The sequence below is a fragment of the Rhizobium sp. PK7-22 genome (assembly GCF_056530405.1).
The window spans coordinates 722,923-741,320 of sequence record NZ_CP096513.1 but is presented as its reverse complement, the minus strand read 5'-3'; the positions used below and the strand labels follow the sequence as shown (position 1 = coordinate 741,320).

Annotated in this window: 16 protein-coding genes and 1 pseudogene; 9 read left to right on the top strand and 8 right to left on the bottom strand. The window is 58.5% G+C overall.

What is annotated here, in order from left to right; genetic code table 11:
• The first annotated feature begins 164 nt into the window (after nt 1-164).
• Nucleotides 165-365, top strand: a complete 201-nt coding sequence (locus M1E10_RS03695) for a type II toxin-antitoxin system ParD family antitoxin (RefSeq protein ID WP_499172773.1) — start codon at nt 165-167, stop codon at nt 363-365.
• The gene (locus M1E10_RS03690) at nt 362-3,529 is read left to right on the top strand and encodes a GAF domain-containing protein (protein ID WP_499172772.1); all 3,168 of its coding nucleotides are present in this window, start codon (nt 362-364) and stop codon (nt 3,527-3,529) included. The genes M1E10_RS03695 and M1E10_RS03690 overlap by 4 nt, the downstream gene beginning before the upstream one ends.
• Nucleotides 3,530-3,792: 263 nt before the next feature.
• Here M1E10_RS03690 and M1E10_RS03685 read toward each other — a convergent pair whose 3' ends face one another.
• The 3 genes and pseudogenes from M1E10_RS03685 to M1E10_RS03675 all read right to left on the bottom strand — a co-directional run bounded on the left by M1E10_RS03685 (nt 3,793) and on the right by M1E10_RS03675 (nt 7,143).
• On the bottom strand, nt 3,793-4,134 hold the full coding sequence (locus tag M1E10_RS03685; RefSeq protein ID WP_499172771.1) for an ISL3 family transposase: 342 nt from the start codon (nt 4,132-4,134) through the stop codon (nt 3,793-3,795).
• A 582-nt stretch (nt 4,135-4,716) separates the two neighbouring features.
• Nucleotides 4,717-4,977: pseudogene (locus M1E10_RS03680) on the bottom strand (transposase); the annotation flags it as partial.
• A gap of 315 nt (nt 4,978-5,292) precedes the next feature.
• Entirely contained in the window at nt 5,293-7,143 is a 1,851-nt protein-coding gene (locus tag M1E10_RS03675) for an ABC transporter ATP-binding protein (protein ID WP_499172770.1), read from the bottom strand.
• A gap of 340 nt (nt 7,144-7,483) precedes the next feature.
• On the opposite strand from M1E10_RS03675, the gene M1E10_RS03670 reads away from it, so the two are divergent.
• The 3 genes from M1E10_RS03670 (at nt 7,484) to M1E10_RS03660 (ending at nt 10,054) form a co-directional block, all read left to right on the top strand.
• The gene (locus tag M1E10_RS03670) at nt 7,484-7,933 is read left to right on the top strand and encodes a GNAT family protein (protein ID WP_499172769.1); all 450 of its coding nucleotides are present in this window, start codon (nt 7,484-7,486) and stop codon (nt 7,931-7,933) included.
• A 340-nt stretch (nt 7,934-8,273) separates the two neighbouring features.
• Nucleotides 8,274-8,801 (top strand): hypothetical protein, encoded by a 528-nt coding sequence (locus M1E10_RS03665; protein ID WP_499172768.1) that lies wholly within the window; start codon nt 8,274-8,276, stop codon nt 8,799-8,801.
• Nucleotides 8,802-9,634: 833 nt separating this feature from the next.
• On the top strand, nt 9,635-10,054 hold the full coding sequence (locus M1E10_RS03660; RefSeq protein WP_499172767.1) for a GNAT family N-acetyltransferase: 420 nt from the start codon (nt 9,635-9,637) through the stop codon (nt 10,052-10,054).
• 202 nt (nt 10,055-10,256) lie between these two features.
• Here M1E10_RS03660 and M1E10_RS03655 read toward each other — a convergent pair whose 3' ends face one another.
• Together M1E10_RS03655 and M1E10_RS03650 are read right to left on the bottom strand one after the other, a co-directional pair.
• Nucleotides 10,257-11,159 carry an MBL fold metallo-hydrolase gene (locus M1E10_RS03655; RefSeq protein WP_499172766.1) on the bottom strand — a complete coding sequence of 301 codons (903 nt, stop codon included), beginning with the start codon at nt 11,157-11,159 and terminating at the stop codon, nt 10,257-10,259.
• A 46-nt stretch (nt 11,160-11,205) separates the two neighbouring features.
• Nucleotides 11,206-11,754: a cysteine hydrolase family protein gene (locus tag M1E10_RS03650; RefSeq protein WP_499172765.1), complete on the bottom strand. Its 549-nt coding sequence runs from the start codon at nt 11,752-11,754 to the stop codon at nt 11,206-11,208.
• 99 nt (nt 11,755-11,853) lie between these two features.
• Between M1E10_RS03650 and M1E10_RS03645 the strand changes: the two genes are divergently transcribed.
• Both M1E10_RS03645 and M1E10_RS03640 read left to right on the top strand, forming a co-directional pair.
• Entirely contained in the window at nt 11,854-12,831 is a 978-nt protein-coding gene (locus M1E10_RS03645) for a GlxA family transcriptional regulator (protein ID WP_499172764.1), read from the top strand.
• A gap of 468 nt (nt 12,832-13,299) precedes the next feature.
• The gene (locus M1E10_RS03640) at nt 13,300-13,548 is read left to right on the top strand and encodes a hypothetical protein (protein ID WP_499172763.1); all 249 of its coding nucleotides are present in this window, start codon (nt 13,300-13,302) and stop codon (nt 13,546-13,548) included.
• Between the two features lie 366 nt (nt 13,549-13,914).
• Here M1E10_RS03640 and M1E10_RS03635 read toward each other — a convergent pair whose 3' ends face one another.
• The gene (locus tag M1E10_RS03635; protein ID WP_499172762.1) at nt 13,915-14,295 is read right to left on the bottom strand and encodes a hypothetical protein; all 381 of its coding nucleotides are present in this window, start codon (nt 14,293-14,295) and stop codon (nt 13,915-13,917) included.
• Nucleotides 14,296-14,414: 119 nt separating this feature from the next.
• Nucleotides 14,415-16,775, bottom strand: a complete 2,361-nt coding sequence (locus M1E10_RS03630; protein WP_499172761.1) for a hypothetical protein — start codon at nt 16,773-16,775, stop codon at nt 14,415-14,417.
• Nucleotides 16,776-17,065: 290 nt separating this feature from the next.
• Here M1E10_RS03630 and M1E10_RS03625 point away from each other — a divergent pair, with 290 nt between their 5' ends.
• Nucleotides 17,066-17,320, top strand: a complete 255-nt coding sequence (locus tag M1E10_RS03625) for a type II toxin-antitoxin system Phd/YefM family antitoxin (RefSeq protein ID WP_152338275.1) — start codon at nt 17,066-17,068, stop codon at nt 17,318-17,320.
• A complete protein-coding gene (locus M1E10_RS03620; RefSeq protein ID WP_499172760.1) occupies nt 17,317-17,739 on the top strand; it encodes a type II toxin-antitoxin system VapC family toxin in 423 nt (140 codons plus the stop codon). The genes M1E10_RS03625 and M1E10_RS03620 overlap by 4 nt, the downstream gene beginning before the upstream one ends.
• Before the next feature lie 242 nt (nt 17,740-17,981).
• Here M1E10_RS03620 and M1E10_RS03615 read toward each other — a convergent pair whose 3' ends face one another.
• Nucleotides 17,982-18,284, bottom strand: coding sequence for a DUF982 domain-containing protein (locus tag M1E10_RS03615; RefSeq protein ID WP_499172759.1), 303 nt, complete (start codon nt 18,282-18,284; stop codon nt 17,982-17,984).
• Between the last annotated feature and the right edge of the window lie 114 nt (nt 18,285-18,398).

Below are 18,398 nucleotides of genomic sequence, written 5' to 3'. Positions count from 1 at the left end.
GAACGTCAAAGAGCAACCAGAGTCAAGCGGCAATCTCTGCCAAGCAATAGTGGCACTCGGATATTCAATGGGCGGCGTGTCGATGATCCCGCTCTCGCGCGTGTTCGCGGACAAGCTGGCGATCGAGAAGGTGACACCCTCGAATCTAACTGATATCAGGCGGTATGGCAGCAAAGCACATCCGTCACATCGCCTTGCCCGAGCCGCTCACGAGTTTCGTCGAGCAGCGCGTCGCCGAGGGCCGGTATCGATCCGCTAGCGCAGTTGTTCAGGCGGCGCTGAGGCTTCTTATAGAACGCGAGATGGAGACAGTGGATGCGCCTCGTTCCAAAGCGCCTATTCCTCAGTGGCCAGGCGCAGAATGAGTGACCAGAACCCAAGCTCCGGAACGTCAGATGTTGAAGCACAAATAGCCTTCCCGTCGTTCCTTTCTGGCGGCGGCGAGATGGGTGCCCTGATGCGCGCCTACGATTGGTCGATCTCGCCGCTCGGCGACCCGTCGGACTGGCTGCAGTCGCTGAAGGCCCTCGTCAGCGTGATGCTCGGCTCGAACCAGCCCATGTTCATCGCCTGGGGCCTCGAACGTACGCTCCTCTACAACGACTCATACGCTCAGATCCTTGCAAAGAAGCATCCAGGGGCGCTGGGCGTGGACTTCCTCGAAGTCTGGTCGGAGGTCAGCACGGACCTGGCGCCGATCGTCGAGGAGGCGTATGCCGGGCGGTCTGTGCAGATGGACGACATCACGCTCATGATGGAGCGCCGTGGGTACGTCGAGGAGACGCACTTCGCCTTTTCCTACACGCCGGTCCGGGACGAGACAGGCCAGGTCGCCGGCCTGTTCTGCCCCTGCACCGAAACGACCGGCCAGGTGCTCGCCGAGGCGGGTCTACGCTTGAGCGAGGCGCGCTTGAGCTTTCTGGATCAACTCGGCGCTAAAACGGCGCCCCTCGGCAACGCTGGGGCGGTTCTGGCGACGACAACGCGTCTTCTAGGCGAGCACCTGAACCTATCGGTCTGTGCCTACGCCGATATGGACGACGACCAGGACGGCTTCACCATCCGGGGCGACTGGGCCGCGCCAGGTTCGACGAGCATCGTTGGGCACTACAGCTTGGCCGACTTCGGCGAGCTCGCAGTGAAGAACTTAGGCGCGGGCTTGCCGCTTGTCGTCAATGACAACCTTCGCGAGCTGGCACCCGAGGAGGCGGCCACGTTCCAGAACATCGGCATCGCCGCCACTATCTGCATGCCGCTGGTCAAGGAGGGTCGCCTAACCGCCTTGATGGCGATCCACGATCGGGTCCCTCGGATTTGGACGGAGGCGGACCTGAGCTTGCTCCTTGAGGTGACCGCCCGATCTTGGGCGCACGTCGAGCGCGTACGATCCAAGGCAGAACTAGGGGCGAGCGAAGCGCGACTTGCAGCAATCTTCGCCGAGGCGCCGGTGGGGCTCTCGGAGATCGGCCTCGATGGCCGCTTCCAAACCGTGAACAGCAAGCTCTGCGCCATGCTCGGCCGGTCGCGCGAGGAGATCCTGTCCGGCAGCATAGCGGATGTTACCCACCCTGACGACGTTTCCCAGAGCCGGGAAAACCTTCGCCGCACGGTCGAGACGGGCGAACCCGTCTCGGTCGACAAGCGCTATGTCCGGGCGGACGGTGTCGTGGTGTGGGCCAACAGCAACTTGACTCGATTGAATGACGAGGAGGGCAAGCCTCGCGGTGTTCTCGCCGTGACGGTTGACCTCACCGACCGCCAACTCCAGGAAGCGGCGCTACGTGAGGAGACGCGCACGCTCGAAACGTTGAACCGAACGGGAGCGACGCTTGCCGGAGAACTTGACCTTGAGCAACTCCTCCAGACCGTCACGGATGCTGCGGTTGAGCTCACGGGCGCGAAGTTTGGGGCTTACTTCCACAACGTGATGGACGAAACCGGGGAACGGCTGCACCTTTACACCCTCTCCGGGGCAGACCGTGCGGACTTTGAGAGCATGGGGCGGCCGCGAGCGACGGCGATCTTCGGGCCGACCTTCCGCAACGAGACAATCATCCGCTCCGGCGACATCCTTGCCGATCCTCGTTATGGGCATAATCCACCGCACGAAGGCATGCCGGCGGGGCACCTCCCGGTCCGCAGCTACCTGGCCATCCCCGTTGTGTCGCGGTCGGGCGCGGTGCTCGGCGGCCTAATCTTCGGGCACCCGGAGACGGACCGGTTCACCGACCGTCACGAGCGGCTGATGGTCAATATCGCCTCCCAAGCCTCAATCGCGATCGACAACGCGCGACTGTTCCAGGCGGTACAGCAAGCCAACGAATTGCTAGAGCAGCGCGTTGCGGAGCGCTCCGCCGAACTGGAGACGGCACACGAGGCGTTGCGTCAGTCGCAGAAGATGGAGGCGGTCGGCCAGCTCACGGGTGGCCTCGCGCACGACTTCAACAACCTGCTCGCGGGCATCTCGGGAAGCCTGGAGCTGATGGGAACGCGGATCGCGCAAGGGCGAATGGCCGACGTCGATCGCTACCTCGTTGCTGCACAGGGAGCCGCCAAGAGGGCGGCGGCGCTGACCCACCGGCTACTCGCCTTCTCCCGGCGCCAAACGCTGGATCCCAAGCCGACTGACGTGAACCGGCTGATAGCGGGCATGGAGGAGCTGATCCGGCGCACGGTCGGCCCGCAGATCGATATCGAGGCAGTCGCCAAAGCCGGGCTGTGGCCGGTGCTGGCCGACCCGAACCAGCTCGAGAACGCGCTGCTGAACCTTTGCATTAATGCCCGGGATGCCATGCCCGACGGCGGCAGGATCACGATCGAGACGAGCAATCGCTGGCTCGACGACCGGGCCGGCCGTGAGCGCGACCTGCCGCCCGGGCAGTACGTCTCGCTTTGCGTCAGCGATAACGGCACCGGGATGCCGCCCGGCGTTATCGAGCGCGCCTTCGATCCCTTTTTCACCACCAAGCCGATCGGCGTCGGCACCGGTCTCGGCCTGTCCATGATCTACGGCTTCGCCCGCCAGTCGGGCGGGCAGGTGCGGATCTACTCCGAGGTCGGCCAGGGCACGATGGTCTGCATATATCTGCCGCGCCACCACGTTGGAGAAACGCAGTCGGACGTGCCGGCAGCGGCCACGGCCATCGAGCGTACCCAGGCGGGCGAGACGGTGCTCGTGATTGACGACGAGCCGGTCGTGCGCATGCTCATCATCGACGTTCTGGAGGAGCTTGGCTACGCCGTGCTCGAAGCCGGCGATGGACCCGAGGGGTTGGAGATTCTGCGCTCTGATGTTCGCCTGGACCTCCTCATCACCGATGTCGGTCTGCCTAACGGAATGAACGGCCGCCAGGTCGCCGACGCGGCGCGAGAGCTTCGTTCTGATCTTAAGGTGCTGTTTGTAACCGGATATGCCGAGAACGCGGTCTTGAGCCACGGCCATCTCGACCCCGGCATGCAGGTCGTCACCAAGCCATTCGACATCGCAGTGCTCGCCAGCCGCATCAAAAGAATGATCTCAGACACGTAGGCCCTCATCGCAATACGAGACAAAATCTCCGCCTCGTGCGCGCGGGGCATTGGCGGCGCTACGGCAGAGCAGGATTGCCTCCGGCTTCAAAGGGCAATTACGTAACGTCTCGCCAGAAGAGCGCAGCCCGAGTTGCCTATATGTCCCGCGCCATGAGACGACATAGAGTTCGCCGAGCGCTGCGGCGTCGGCAGGTGTTGCTTGGCACTTAAACGTGAGAATGCGGCCGCTTCTTTCTTGGTTGGCACTTAATGGGGTCTGCCTCACTTTGTGTGGAGATCGGCCAATTGGATGGGCATCATCCGCGCTCTGAGAAGCTCTGCACCCGCTCGGCCATACATGGCGCGCTTAATCATCTTCAGTCGGTTGATCTGACCTTCCGCTTGACCATTGCTCCAGGGCAGGTCGATGGCGTTGCAGACGGCATCGATATCGCGGCGAAGAACGCGGGCAAAGCGGGCAAGGGAAACGAGGCCAGAATGAATGGCATCATCAATCCATTCTTCGAGCCTCGCCGACTTTCGGCTATGAAATATTCCGCGAAATCGCATGGAGAAGCTGCGCAAAGTCGCGAACGTCTGTGATCCCTGTTTGAGGGCGTCCACTTTCCGTCCTTGCTGGATGGTCAGCGCCGCGCGGCTTGATGCAAAGAGCAGCGGCGACTACCGGTGAGATAAGGTGACCAGTGTGCGGATCACGCACAGGCGCGTCGTGATACTTGCTGTCGGCGAGGCAGGTTTGAGCCGGCGCGGCATCATCCTTACCCTTACCCTTATCCTTATCCGCTTCCGGCCTCTCGGCGCGGCGCCAGGTTGCCAGGAGGCGTTCGAGATTGGAAAAGCTGCCGGTATACCCGCGGTGCTTGATGTCATGAAACAGATGCCAACCACGGCGGTTACCGTCCTTCCAGCACTGCGTGAGAAAGGCCTCGAAATAGAGAGGTGACGTCGGCTGCAGCTCTCCCCTGCGCCGGTCGGGTGGGGTATCAAACGTTAGCCATTTCGCGATGCTGCGGCGGCCATATCCCGTGCGACGCGCAATTTCCGAGCAGGTCAGGCCTTCTTTGCTCAAGGCGTGCACCGTCCCGAACACCTCCTTCCTGGACTGCCGATGTGTTCGGCGGAGTTGATCGCGCCAAGGCGTTTCAGGCGCCTGCTCATGCAAAGCTCGATCGTCATGATCAATCTCAATGTCGTCGTCTGGCAGCAGCGCTCTACCTGTAGCTCGTCCAGAGAGGCTCATCTGTTCCTCTATAGCAAGACGCAGGTTCTGGAAGAGATGGAAGCGGTCCGCCACCTGAGATGCTTGCGGGGCACCCTCACGAGCAGCCTGCGCATAAAGCCGCATCGATCTCGACTGACCACCTCAATGGAGGGATGCCGCTTCAACCATCGTGTAACGCTTGCCACGCTTCGATCATCGAGAATGTCCATGACCTCTCTCCGCTCGCAGCGGGTTCGTCTGCCCTCTGAAAATGAGCTGTCTTCCACGATGCTCAGTTCGATTGAATACAGCCGTTGGCATGAGAAGGGCCTCACTCCTCCGTAGCAGTCATCATCGTAGACGTGACTAAGAAGTTCACGGGTGTCGGGCGACATTGAAGTTTTAAAAACAAAAAGATAGCTTCAAAAACAGTATGCCGATGGTTCGTATCCCTTCAAGAGCGAGACGGCCGACATTTAGGATCAGGTGTGCGGGCCGCCATTTCTAAGCGGCACGCCGGCCGACTGCCGTCACGATAGGATCAGACGGACCGAAGGCCGCTATTCCTCTTCAGGAATGAAACCTCCGGTCTGGCGTTTCCACAGCTGGGAGAACAAGCCGCCGCGTCCAACAAGCTCGTCGGGTGTGCCTTCTTCGACGATGCATCCAGCGTCCAGCACTACAATGCGATCCATTTTTGCGATTGTCGAAAGCCGGTGGGCAATTGCGATGACGGTCTTCTCCTCCATTACAAGATCAAGGCGCTGCTGGATTGCTGCCTCCGACTCGCTATCCAGCGAAGAGGTAGCCTCATCAAGCACAAGGATTGGAGCGTTCTTCAGCAGGACGCGTGCGATCGCAACCCGCTGGCGCTGGCCACCAGACAGCTTGATGCCGCGGTCACCAACAAACGCTTCGTATCCATTGCGCCCTTCGGCATCCTTGAGTTCCGCAATGAACACGTCAGCGCTTGCGGTTCGGGCGGCCTCTTCGATTTCTTCCTGGCTCGCGTCCGGCCGGCCGTACCGTATGTTATCACCGACCGACCGGTGAAGAAGGGCAACATCCTGCGCGATGACACCAATGTTCTGCCGCAGGGTTGCTTGAGTGACAGTTCTAATGTCCTGGTTGTCGATCAGGATCGCGCCATCCCCAACATCGTAGAAGCGCAAGAGCAGGCTCACCAGCGTCGTCTTTCCCGCACCAGACAAACCTACAAGGCCCACCTTCTCACCTGGCTTGATGGTCAGTGAAAGGCCCTTGATGACCTGCTTGTCCCCCCGGTACGCGAAGCTGACGTTCTGGAACCGGACTTCCCCGCCTGTGACTGCGAGCTCTCCAGCTCCTGGTGCATCGACGATCGTGGGGGGCGTCGTCATCACCGGCATAGCGTCCTTGATCGTGCCGATCGCTTGGAAAATCTGCTGCCCCATCTGCAGAAAGGTGAACGTGTGTCCTGAGAGGCGCTGCAGGACATAAACGGCAGCAACGAACTCGCCTACGGACACGAAGCCTCGCACCAGTCCAGTAAGGCCGATTGAAAGTATAGAGAGCCAAAGCACCGTGTTCAGTGCAACGACGATGAGTTCAGAAGCCCGGAAGACCCGCTGCTCACTGTGTTGTGTGCTCACGGCGTTCTGCAACACCCGCCGAATGGCACCTGCCTCGCTGTCCTCGGCTGCGAATTGCTTGATCATCTGCATGTTGCCGTAGAGATCATTGACGGTACCGGCGATCAGGCTGCGCAGCTTCGCGGTACGGCGCGATCGCTCTGTGAAGATCGGCGCCATCTTTATCGCCAGGAGAACATTGAGCGCGATCCAGACCACGACCGGAAGCGCAAGCTGCCAAGCTAGCGCACCAAGCAGTACCACCGACCCGGCCATCGACAGAATGAACCGCGGGATGGTCTGGAAGGCTGCTATGATCTGCTGCTGAACTGCCGATGCGACCTGCGAGAGGCGCGAGACGACCTGGCCCGCAAAGAGGTCATGGAAGAAGGCGATATCCTGCCGCTCCACCGCCTTGTGGCCCTGCCACTGGATGGCAACCGGCATGGCAACACTTAGAGTATGGGATTGCAGGGTGTTCAGCAGAAACGATGCAACAGGCAACCCGGGGAACAACAGCAAGCCCAGGAAGCCCAGTAGCAGCCATTCATCTTGAATGAACGCCGCTGCTCCCTGGTTACTCACCCCATCCACAATGACCGAAAGGCCCCAGACGATGCTTAGGTTGATGGCTTCGACCGCCATGGCGGCGATGGCAAGCGCAATCAGCACGCCTCGAAACATTGAGATGAAATGAAGAAGAACTGCAACCGGCCCTTTGGAAGGCAGGGGCTGGTAAGGGATATCCAGTGGCCGGATCAACCTCTCGAAGGGACTGAAAATTGCATCGGAAATCGACATGGGTTTATCGCTTTAGTCATTCAGGAAAAGGTGTGGCTCAGTAACGTGCAGATAAGATCACCGGAGGTGCCGGTGAGCAACGTTAGAGGGCGCTGAGCAGCAGAATAATGCATTCGGCTAACCGGCTCGTGACGCCGATGCGCCAGTAGCGGCCGTAGCGCCGCAGCCGCGCTCGACACAATGCTACCGTTGACGATGGGACAGTCAGTAGCCTAGATGCTGACTTCGGTAGAAGGAGATTTATGCACAGAGGCAGTCCTACTGGCCGCATGTAGCGGCATCACCCGGCACTTCGAAGAGTGGCCGGACCTCTTTGCATATGATTTCTACGGAAGTTCTCATGACGACACATGACGTTGTGATCCGGCCTTTCCAGGCATCGGACACTAAGGCTCTGTCACACATCTGGTACCAAGCGTCCCTGATTGCGCATCCGTTCATCGGCGAATGTCGTTTGCTGGAGCAATGCTCGCTTATCGAAGATCAATACCTGCCGAGCGCGGAAACCTGGGTAGCAACTGTGAGGGAGCAACCGGTTGGCTTCATCAGCCTGCTAGACGATTTCATTGGAGGACTGTTCGTTTCTCCAGATCGACAAGGGCTTGGTATCGGGAGCCAGCTCATCGCTCACGCCCTAGGCTTGAAGGGTGAGCTTGTCCTTGAAGTCTACACCGATAACCAAAAGGCACTGAGCTTCTACAGTCGGCTAGGCTTCCGAGAGCTTTCTAGGCGCTCGGCCGATGACGGGGGCTTCCCTTTCGAAAACGCCCGTTTATACCTGGCTCGTTAACAGCGATGGGGCGGCAAGCCGCCGCCCCATCGCCTCTCTCCTAGTGGCTATCGTCGGGACATCGGCCTTATTCGCCCCCAATCTCTGACATGCAGATCCACAGTAAAGTGCGCTTGAGTCGAGAGTGGGTAGGCAGCGTGCAAAATCGGGGCGCCCGAACTTTGGGGACATTTGCCAGGGCAACCGATGGAGAAGGACATAGCCTGAAGGGCCGAGAAGGGGCGACTGCCCAGGTGCCCGATGATTAACTGAGTCTGACTTAGATTTGCGAGGCGCATGAAGCTCGCATTTTTTGCGCATCCTACTGCGGTGAAGCAACGGGATGACTAGGAGATTCGCAATGCTCTCAGTTTCATCGATGAATAGTGCAGCCCTTGCGATCTTGCAGCAGTCTTCCACTGCACTTGGATCGGGTACTGGCGAGAGCAAGCAGAAGGATATCCTTCAGGTTGCCAATGGTGTGTCTAGCGAACCATCTAACGCGACGAAGTCTGCATCCGCAGTGGCTGCCAAGTTTGCGGTTGATACCGCCGCCGCCGCCGCAGGAAAGATCGTTGTTGCCGGGCTAGGCAGTGCTGACAGTTGGGAGGAGCTGCAGGAGCTAGTTCGTAATAATGATGCCTTTTCAGATAACGAGAAAGACGAATGGCTGCGCAAGCTAACGGAAATGCAGGAGTTGGAAACATCCCTCGTTGCTGCCATAGAAGAGTTTAAATCGTCCGACGCTTATGCCTTGATGCTTTCTGGTTCCCTGCAATCGCAACTAGGTAGCCCCAATGAGGCCAATCTTGACATGAGCGACGTCTACGCGGCTCTCAACAACCTTAATGAGAGACATGGGCGATCCGGCGGTTTCTTTGAGTTCTAAAGCTTCGCCATCACAAGCAAGTTCCATACCTGCAACCTCGTATGCTCTCCGAGGTCTGCAATGGGCGGCCGAGAGGCTTCATGCAGGATGGCACCAACAGCAGACATTGGAGCTGGCTGTGCTATGGCCAAAGCGGCGGAAGGATTGATAGGACTAGGCGCGGAGTCACGTAAATGAACAACTTCGAATTAACATGGCATTCGGGTGCTTAGACGTCTTCCGAGCTCTACCTTAACTTTTCAAAATCGCGAGCAATGCCTCGGCCTGGGGCCGTGTTCGTAGGCAGCAGGAGCGGACCAGCGCACCCTTTCCAGATGACGGCTGCTCCGATTTCACCCGTTGCGGAGATGTAGCCTCGAAGTGCGACAAGAAACAGAGCATCGCCTTCATCATATTTGGGAAGCGTGTCACTCGCAAAATGCGATTGAACGTAGGCCTCCCATCGCTCCTTGTGGAAGCCACGCAATGTCCGCGAAGTCTCCAACCCCACCGATGCGAACCGCTCACTTAGATCAAGCCGATAGCTGGCGATCCTAGCTTCGATTATGACATCGGCAAACAGGAAGTCTACAGCGCTGACGCCTGCTCGCTTAGAGCATCCGTAGGTTGGCTCAGCGAACGCCACGAAGGCCGCGAGTATGACGGTGGCTCGAAACATGCAGCAACCTAACAGTCGTTCGGGATAGATGACTTAGTAGGGCCAGCACGCCCTGTCAGCAAGGGCGGCTTTGGGCCGAGAGGCGTCTGCTGCTTAGCGCCCACACCAGATATTGTCCGCCTCCTGAGTGATCAGTATCGTCGGCATCGTCTGTTGGCTGGCTAGGGAGTCGTGAATGTCCGTCGATCTTCGTGTCCTTGAAGGGTTGCCGCCTGAAGATGAAAAGGTGATCCTTGATCGGCTGAAGTCGTTCAACGTGGCCACCTTCGGCGAAAGTGACCGTATAGAACTTGCCATCCCGCTATATGATGAGGATGGCGACGTCGCGGGTGGCCTAGTCGGCTTTACCGGACGTGGTTGGCTCTATGTCCAAATGCTGTTCATCCCAGAGCACATGCGCGGCCAGGGTCTTGCAAGCCAACTGTTGGCCCTGGCCGAGGATGAGGCCAAAGCTCGCGGTTGCATCGGTTCGTACATCGACACCATGAATCCGCAGGCACTGCGCACCTATGCCCGCCATGGCTACGGCGTTATCGGATCATTGGAAGGCCTTGTGGGTGACCACGAGATCACCTGGTTGGCAAAGCGGTTCTAGGTTTCGCACTTCAGTGCAGTGTCGACAAGGTTTTGGCAGGAACGGCCACAGGGGTCGTCGCTTAGGACCGACTGCCGCCTTGGCGCTGATGCGCCAATTGCTGACATGAGCTGGCATGTGACCTGATTGTCGCCCCCTTTTCAGCATCATTCACACTTGCCCGATAGCTTCCGAAGACAACCATCGGGCAAGCGCTTTTTGTTTAGATACTCAAGCTCTCGCCATCCGCCGGGATCAGGAGGCTTGATGCGAATCCTTCGCGCTCCGAGAATGCGCGCAGGTCCGCACGGCTGAGGATGCAGTGGTTGATAGCCTCCATGTGGCTGGCGACAAGAGTCGCCTCGGGCGCGGCCTTATGGACGGCCAGAACGTCCGCCTCGCCCATGATGATGGGCGCGAACCCGGTCATGACGGCCTTCCCAGGATTCAGGACGATGACGCCCGGCCTGTGTCTAGCGATAGCCTCCTCGACGTGGTGGTTCCAGATCGTGTCTCCCGCAACATAAAGGGTCTTCGCTGAGGGATGACTAAAGGCGATGCCGCAGACATGTCCGAGGCTCGGCATAGCCTTGAGGGCTTCGTCCGTGCCATGTTGGCCCGCGGTCTTGGCTAGCCGGACGCCGTTGAACTCCGTGGTCTCGGCGAGAACCCGCACGTCGGTAAAGCCCTGCTGCTTGATCTGCGCGGCATCCTCTTCGTTCTGCGCAAAGATGACCATTGACTTCCTAAGCCCCGTCTTCGCCGCATCGTCCCAATGGTCCGAATGCAGATGGGTAACAATTACAGCGTCAACGTCGACGATCCTCTCGACAGGCATGGGGAGCGACACGAGGGGGTTGCGCAACTCGCTATTGGCCGATCCCTCAAAGCCTGGATACGCACCCTTGTCGGCCAGCAACGGGTCAATGAGGAAACGCACTCCCTCGTAGTCCACCCGAAGCGTCGCATTGCGCACCTGAGTGAGCGTGTTCACGCTGTCGGCGGCCATCGCGCGGCCTGTTGGAAGCCCAACAGCCGCCGTCATCGAAGCGGCAAGCGCTCCTGCGCCGAGGGCGAGGACCTGACGCCGGTTCATCTGGCCAGTACCGTGGTTTCTGTCGATCATGCTTATATCCTTTGAATGTTCTGTCTTTGGAAGACCGCTGGCGAGGTCAGCGAGGGAGAAGCTCGTCCACTGACACAACCTGGCCGTAGCCCCATCCAAGCGCCGACATGTAGGCAGCATGTACGTCGGCCGCCTGAACCGTCTTGCTCCCGAACTGGACGTCGCGGGTCGCGCAGGCGTCGTGGACCACTGTCACCGTGTAGCCAAAGTCCGCCGCAGCTCGGCTCGTCGCGTCGATGCACATGTGGCTCATGGCACCAATCACGACGACCTCTTCAACGCCCTTGTCGTCGAGCATTGCCTTGAGGCCCGTGTCCCGGAACGCATTAGGATACTGCTTCACGATAACCATCTCGTCGTCATTGGGGGAAACAGCCGCGATGATCTTCACGTTTTCCGAACCGGTAGCGAAGAATGGCGCATCGGCCGTTGGGCTCTCGTGACGCACGTGGATGAGGAGGTCGCCGCGCGTACGCGCCGAGTCGATGACTCGTGCGGCGTTAGTGACGGCGCTTTCGATGCCAACGAGGGGCAACTTGCCGGAGGAGAGGTACTCGTTCTGGAGGTCGACGACGATGATCGCGCGCTTGGTCATGTGATGTAATCCGATGTTTGGTGATAACGATGCCTTAGTTACGCCGCCTGAGACATGCCAGGAAGTGGCGCAACCGACAGACTTAGGGGTGGTTTCGACATGGTGGACGAAGTGGCGGAAATCGGTATCGTCAACTTTCCGGGTGCGCAGATGGCAGCCGTGTTGGGAATGACCGACCTCTTCATGACCGCTGAGCAGCTTGCCCGGCGCGCTGACGAACCGCCTAAAGGACCGCGTCTCCGTGTCAGCCGCTGGGAGTGGTTGTCCGGTCAAACCTCTCCCGTCCGCGTCTTCGACACGGGTCCCGATGCTGAAGGGTCTCCCGATGTGCTAGTGCTCCCTCCGGGACTTGGCGAGCCGGTCAAACATGAAGATGCGGCACTCTATGCTGAGTGGCTGCGCGACCAGCACGCTTCAGGAACCGCCCTCGGTTCTATCTGCAAAGGCGCGTTCCTTCTCGGGGAAACAGGCCTCTTGTCGGGCAGGACGGTAACGACGCACTGGACTTACGAGGAAGAGTTCCAGACGCGCTTCCCGGAAGTTGTCGTCGATGTCGACAGACTTCTGATCGACGACGGCGATATCCTGACTGCGGGAGGAGTGATGGCCTGGACCGACCTTGCGCTGCGGCTCGTGGACCGCTTCCTCGGACCAGCGGTGATGCTCGATACGGCACGAGCGTTCCTGATCGACCCTCCCGGAAGAGAGCAAAGCTATTACGCCGCTTTTTCGCCACGACTGAACCATGGCGATCGATCAATCCTGAAGGTACAGCGTTGGTTGGAGGAGTCGAATGCCCGGAACTTCGAACTGGCGGCCCTCGTCGAGCAGTCGGGGCTGGAAGAGCGCACTTTCCTCAGGCGGTTTCAGAAGGCGACGAGCCTTACCACGACAGAGTACGTGCAGAGGCTGCGCGTCGGCCGGGCAAGGGAGTTGCTCCAGCGAGGGGGTCTCACCGGAGACCAGGTAGCATGGGAGGTCGGTTACATTGATCCGGGTGCCTTCCGCAAGGTGTTCACCAAGATCGTGGGCCTGACTCCTGCGGACTATCGCAAACGTTTTCGGATGCATCCCTGACCAACAGTGCGGTCAGGTTTTTTGATCATGTTCGGAAAGCTACCCGGCTCGCCACGGAGCAGCTTTCTCTCTATTCCTTCTGCTAAGGCGACGGTCAGAAACCCTTCCTCGTGTGGCCTATTCAGAACGCCCCTTAGAAGGCTGCTTTGGGCCGCTCGCTGTCATGGCGCAGAAGCGACAACTGCGGTCATTGTGGCGTCTGCGCCCGGGGCAGCTCGGCGCAAGTTCGTCGTGGCAGATTTCAGGAGCGACGAGCGACGGCTTTGGAGGAGATGCACAATGACAACGATTGGCTCCGTTTCCTATCCTACAATCAACACCCGATATGTCCCGGACGATCGCCCCAGTTCCAATGCGGGGTTCGCAAATGATGTGGGTCCGGATGCCTCCTTAGCTCTGAAGCCTCAGTCAGAAAGACTTTCTACCCTACTGGCCGATCTAGCGGATTTGAAATAACAGCAGTTAAAGATGCCGATCAGCGAGTATCTTTTCGCGAAGTTCACAATTCAGGAGCAGATTGCCGCTGAAAGGCTTAGTTCCGGCGAAGATCTTGATGTGATGGCAATTAGGTTCGAGGGCAGAATATTTCAGCTTGCAGGAAAACGGCTCGATAAAAGCCTACTGGAAATCGCTAAGCTCCCTGAAGTCGAGATGGTGCAGGTTGCAAAGCCTGAAGATAGATTCCGCACCCGCCTTACGCAGCTTGACGTCAGGTGAGGCGGAGGGCGTTCAGCCTCACGGCTTTGCGTCATCACCTCCGATGGGAAAACTGGCAAGCGCTCCTTGCAAAGGTCTGGGAATTCCCAAGTCTCTCGGCGATAAGTGAACGGGAGGGCCCATGATGACCCACGTGGAATGGTCAACAAGCCAGGAGAATGTGGCTGCTCAAACTTTCTATGAAGGCCTCGGTGCTGACGGGGAGAACAAGGTGCATTTCGTTCGGAAGGGCCCCGCGTTGCACGCTTTGGCCGTTGCATCAGCTTAGATAGCTTGTCTCCATGGATGACTGCATTGGGCCGACTGCCTCGTCCGCTGCGCCGCCAGTTGCGGCCATAGAGGCTTTCTCTACCCACTTGGAAAGGACTAAGCTTGGTTATCCAATGCTGCGGGCGCGGGCGTCGTCCAGCTAAGGTAATAGTACCGATCGCCGATCATCCCGAAAAACCCGCTTGCGCCAGTGCCCTTCTCCTTGTGGCTAGAACCCGGATTGCGGACGTACGTGCCGTTGCTCTCCCGCTCAAGATGCTCTTTCAGAAAAGCTGTCCAGTTATCCTTCTCGACCGCCGCCTGCTGCGTAGGCTTCTGCGTCTTGTCGGATACATCCCAGGCCCTGATCTGCTCGCCCGCGACGGCGTCGGTGACACTGAGTGTTCCTGCCTTAAGCGCTTTTAGCATGGAGTCCGCCATCGCGCTGGTGTCGGGGTTCTTCTTTAGACTTTCCAGCTTTTCCTGAACCGTCCGCATGAAAGCCTTGCTAGATATGTCGTCCGGGGAGCCTTCGCGAGACGACAGGCAGTGTCCTAGACGGACGAGAACATCTTTTGGCATCTGCCTGCAGTTGGCTAAACGACACAGTCAGCACACTACGCTGCCTCCCATACCTGATTTAGAATCCTCGCTGCCAGTGCTGCCTTGTCCTGCGGCAGAAAGCGTCCGTAGTGCTGCTGCACGACGTCAGGCGTGTCCTGGATGGCATAGCTTGCCTGCTCATAGGATCCTGTCTGCTTTAGGATGTGCGTGGCGAGCACGTCTCGGACGTTGTGAGGGCCATGTGGTAGCAGACCTTTGATCGCGCCGCGGCCGGTATACGGATTGTAGATGCCGTAGCGCTGGATCGCCAACCGCCAAGCCTCATAGAACGTCGTCTGATTGTAAGCTGCGTCAACGCTGGTCGTCTTTACTGTCTTGACGAACAGCGTTCCTGGATCGGGTGCGCGACCCAGTAGCACCTTCCGATGTCGATCGATGTAGGCATTGAGATATGTGTAGAAATCAAGCAGATCCGGTAGCACCAGGCGAAAGGGCTTTTGTCCGAAGAAGGAAGAGCCGGAGTTCTTGAAGGCATTGGACGGGATGAAGACCTCCCAGCCGCGCTCGCGCTCACTCCAGCGCAGCTCACCGCGCTTTAAGTCTTCGAGCCGTCGTTCTGCTGTCGGAAATTGTCCGCGGGGGCAGAGCAGCAATTGCCGAAGGTTCTTCTGCCTGAGGCCGAGATGCAAGCCCAGCCTCAGCATCAGAAAGGACCGGACAGCTTCGGCGGCTGCTCTCGGGTAACGGTCCTCATCCGGCATTCGCTTCAAGATCTCCTCGGTGATCTTGCGATACTCGGCAAGCGGGCTGTCTGCCTCCAATACACACATGATCGGCTCGAACGGATCACGGTGCACACGCATAACCCGCTGGATTTCTTTCGATCGATCGGCGGCGTGGCGATGGAAGGCCTCGCAGGCGCCATCCCAATCACGATGAGCCGCCCCAATCTCGTCTGGCGTGATAAGTCCTTCGATCGGCTTCACGTGGCGCAGCAGTTCCGGGTGCTGGCGGATCCAGCCGACTTCAGCGCGGGTGAGGGCCATGGCGACCATCAGCATGTCTTCCTCCCACTTGGTGAAGAAGCCGCGCCGGCGCTCGCGCCACTGCAGATACCAGTCCCACACACCGGGGAAGATCAGGAGACCGAAGGTGAGTTGGCTGAGCGGCACGCCACGACCTTTGACAACGCCGTTCGGGGATGCCGCAAGTGAACCGAACATCAATCCGAGGTGTTCAATCTTCTGGCTGGCTGTCTCCTCATTCCAGACGCCATTTCTGCGGTAGCCAATCTCGGTCAAGGTCGAGGTCTTGAAGCGAATGAGGTCGGCCATCTCCATGGCTAGGCGAGGGGGTGCATCGACGACGCCGGATAGCAGATCGGGATCTGCGAGCGCCTCTGTCGTAGAGGCCTCTTCGTCATTATCCCGCAGCACTTTGGAAGCCGGTAGTCGAGGAGCAAGTGCGCTCCCGCCATATGTGATCCCGGGAAACCGGATCGCGTAACGCTGCTTCGTCGCAGCGGCTTGGAACCGTCTGTAATCTGTCGACCCCGAGATGATGACGCGCCTCACCCATTCCAGGATCTCTTCGCGCTTTGAAAATGGCATGCTGCCGAAGTCGTCGGGAAGATGCCAAGCAAGGCGACGGCGTTCGGCCGGACTAACGTCATCTAGATCGTGGCCATAGAGCGACCGGGACTGATGTGGCAGTTTGGCTTTGAAGTATCCCTGCGCCAGCCCGTACCTGTGTTCGATCCGGCCGAGGATGGTGAAGCTTGCGATGGATCGAGGCACACGATGGCCCTCGATCCACGATAGCAAGGTCTTTGCATCGAAAGTTTCGTCTATCCGAACGACCGCCCGGTGGAGTTGCCAGTAACTCTCGCCAAAGCGACGCATGTGATAGGCCAGTGCATCGGCGAATGAACTCGGATCTTCCTTCGCCTCAAACAATGGTTCTGGTCTGCCAGAAACTGGTTTCGGCTTAGGGCCGGGGCGGCCAGGGGAGGGCGAGCTCTGGACCTCCTCGACTTCGTGATGTTGGCTCGTCGAGGAAGGCGAGAGCCTTTTCCTGGCACCGGCCTTCGGCATTGCATGCGGTCTTTTGCCTTTCGGAGCGTCGTCTTCTACAGGCGGCTCCTTCAGCCAGCGCATGATCGCATCCAGCGCTGGTCGCAGTTGCTTCTTCAACTTTGTCGTCAGCGCTTCATCTATCCCGCAATCGTGTGCGATCTGCCGCCAGTCGTAGCGATTGTTTGCGAGAGCGGGTGTCTTTCGAAATGTGATCAACGCCAGAAGGTAGGAGCGGAGGTTGTCCACCACCCAATCCGGCGCGACGGGAGCAAGGCGGACGTCGCAGTAAGCCGAAATCTTCTTCTGAAAAGGGCATTTGAAAAGGTCTTCGTTTGGCATGTGTCATTCCGCATCTTTTCTCGGGGCCTCAGGCCGAGGGCGTGCGGAATTAGGGGCGGGCGCTTAAAATTGTGTAAAGCGGCCAAACACAGGAAGTCGTCGCGATCTTGTCATCCTTTGCATGTTTTGCTCCGCGCACCTTCGGCGGTGTTCCGGCGGAGCAAAGCTGAAGAACCTTTCCGCGGTTCCAGCCAAGGCGTAAAAGCCTGGGAAGCTACGTGGTACAGGAGGGCATTGCGCAGGGAGCATGAAGGCGCTATATGTAGGTATGTTCCTACAAGGAGGCGCATATGGCCACTATTAGCTTGACCAGCCGCGAATTGAATCATGATGTTGGCAGAGCAAAGAAAGCTGCTGAAGCGGGACCTGTCGTTATCACTGATCGAGGCCGACCTTCGCACGTGTTGATGACGTACGGTGAGTTTGAGCGTCTGACAGGTAAGCGTCACAATCTTGTCGATGCCCTTTCCATGCCCGGATTGTCGAATATCGATTTCGATCCGTCTCGATCAGTCATCGCAACTCGCGAAGTTGATCTGTCTTGAAATATCTGCTCGACACAAACGTTGTCTCCGAGCTCCGTAAGGTTGGTGACGGTAAAGCTGATCCGAACGTGACCGCTTGGGTAAGCGCGCAGGATTCCCGCGATCTGTATATTTCTGCCATAACAATCCTAGAACTTGAGCGCGGGATACTCAGCATCCAGCGGCGTGACATTGAGCAGGGCGCTCGCTTACGAGCCTGGATGGATAGCCGAGTACGCCCGGAGTTCGCTCAGCGCATCATTGCTATCGATGATGCGATTGCGACGCGGTGTGCCCACTTGCATATTCCGGATCGCCGCAACGAAGCTGATGCACTCATCGCTGCCACGGCAGTCGTGCACGGGTTTGTGGTCGTTACACGCAACACTCAAGATTTCCAGGGCACCGGCGTTATCCTCGTGGACCCATGGCGTGCCTGACTAATGGCGCGCAGGGGACCTCGAAATCGTCTTTGCGAACTCTGAGGAAAACATAGTTCAGTTCTTCGCAATGTAGAGGTCGACGGTTCAGATCCTGTCAAGGCGTCAGATTGCACAACAAAGGACGACCTTGGCTGAGGGAACCGGAGTTGCGGGCTCACCAGGCTGCAGCTGCGGCACGCCAACCCATTCCTCAAACAAGAAGAGGCCGCCTCCACGGCCTCCCTTGTTCGGCTGATGATCTAAGGGGATACTCGGCCACCACCAGTTGGCGTCTTGATCATCCAAGGCTGAACGGCTGGCTGCTTGACGAGGAGGCCCTTCTTCTGTCCGAAGGCACGGATAGCGTCCCGAGCCACACTCAAGGGCTTATGCCCGTCATGTGCCATGTAGCACGTCTTCAACGTTACATCGTGGAGCATGTCGCGCTCCCGTTCAGGCCAATCCTCCAGATAATCAATTGCATCTTCCAAAGATGCTATCTCCCGAACCAAGTCCCTCTTCTCCTTCAGATAGACCGGTCGATCGAACAGCTTTGAGATCATTTTTACCCTCACTGATTTTGGTTGGTGATCAACAAGGAAAGCGCTGGGGTCAGCGCCACTTACCGATCTGTGGTGTCTTGAAGATCCATTCAAGAGGAGCCTCTAAAGTTAATA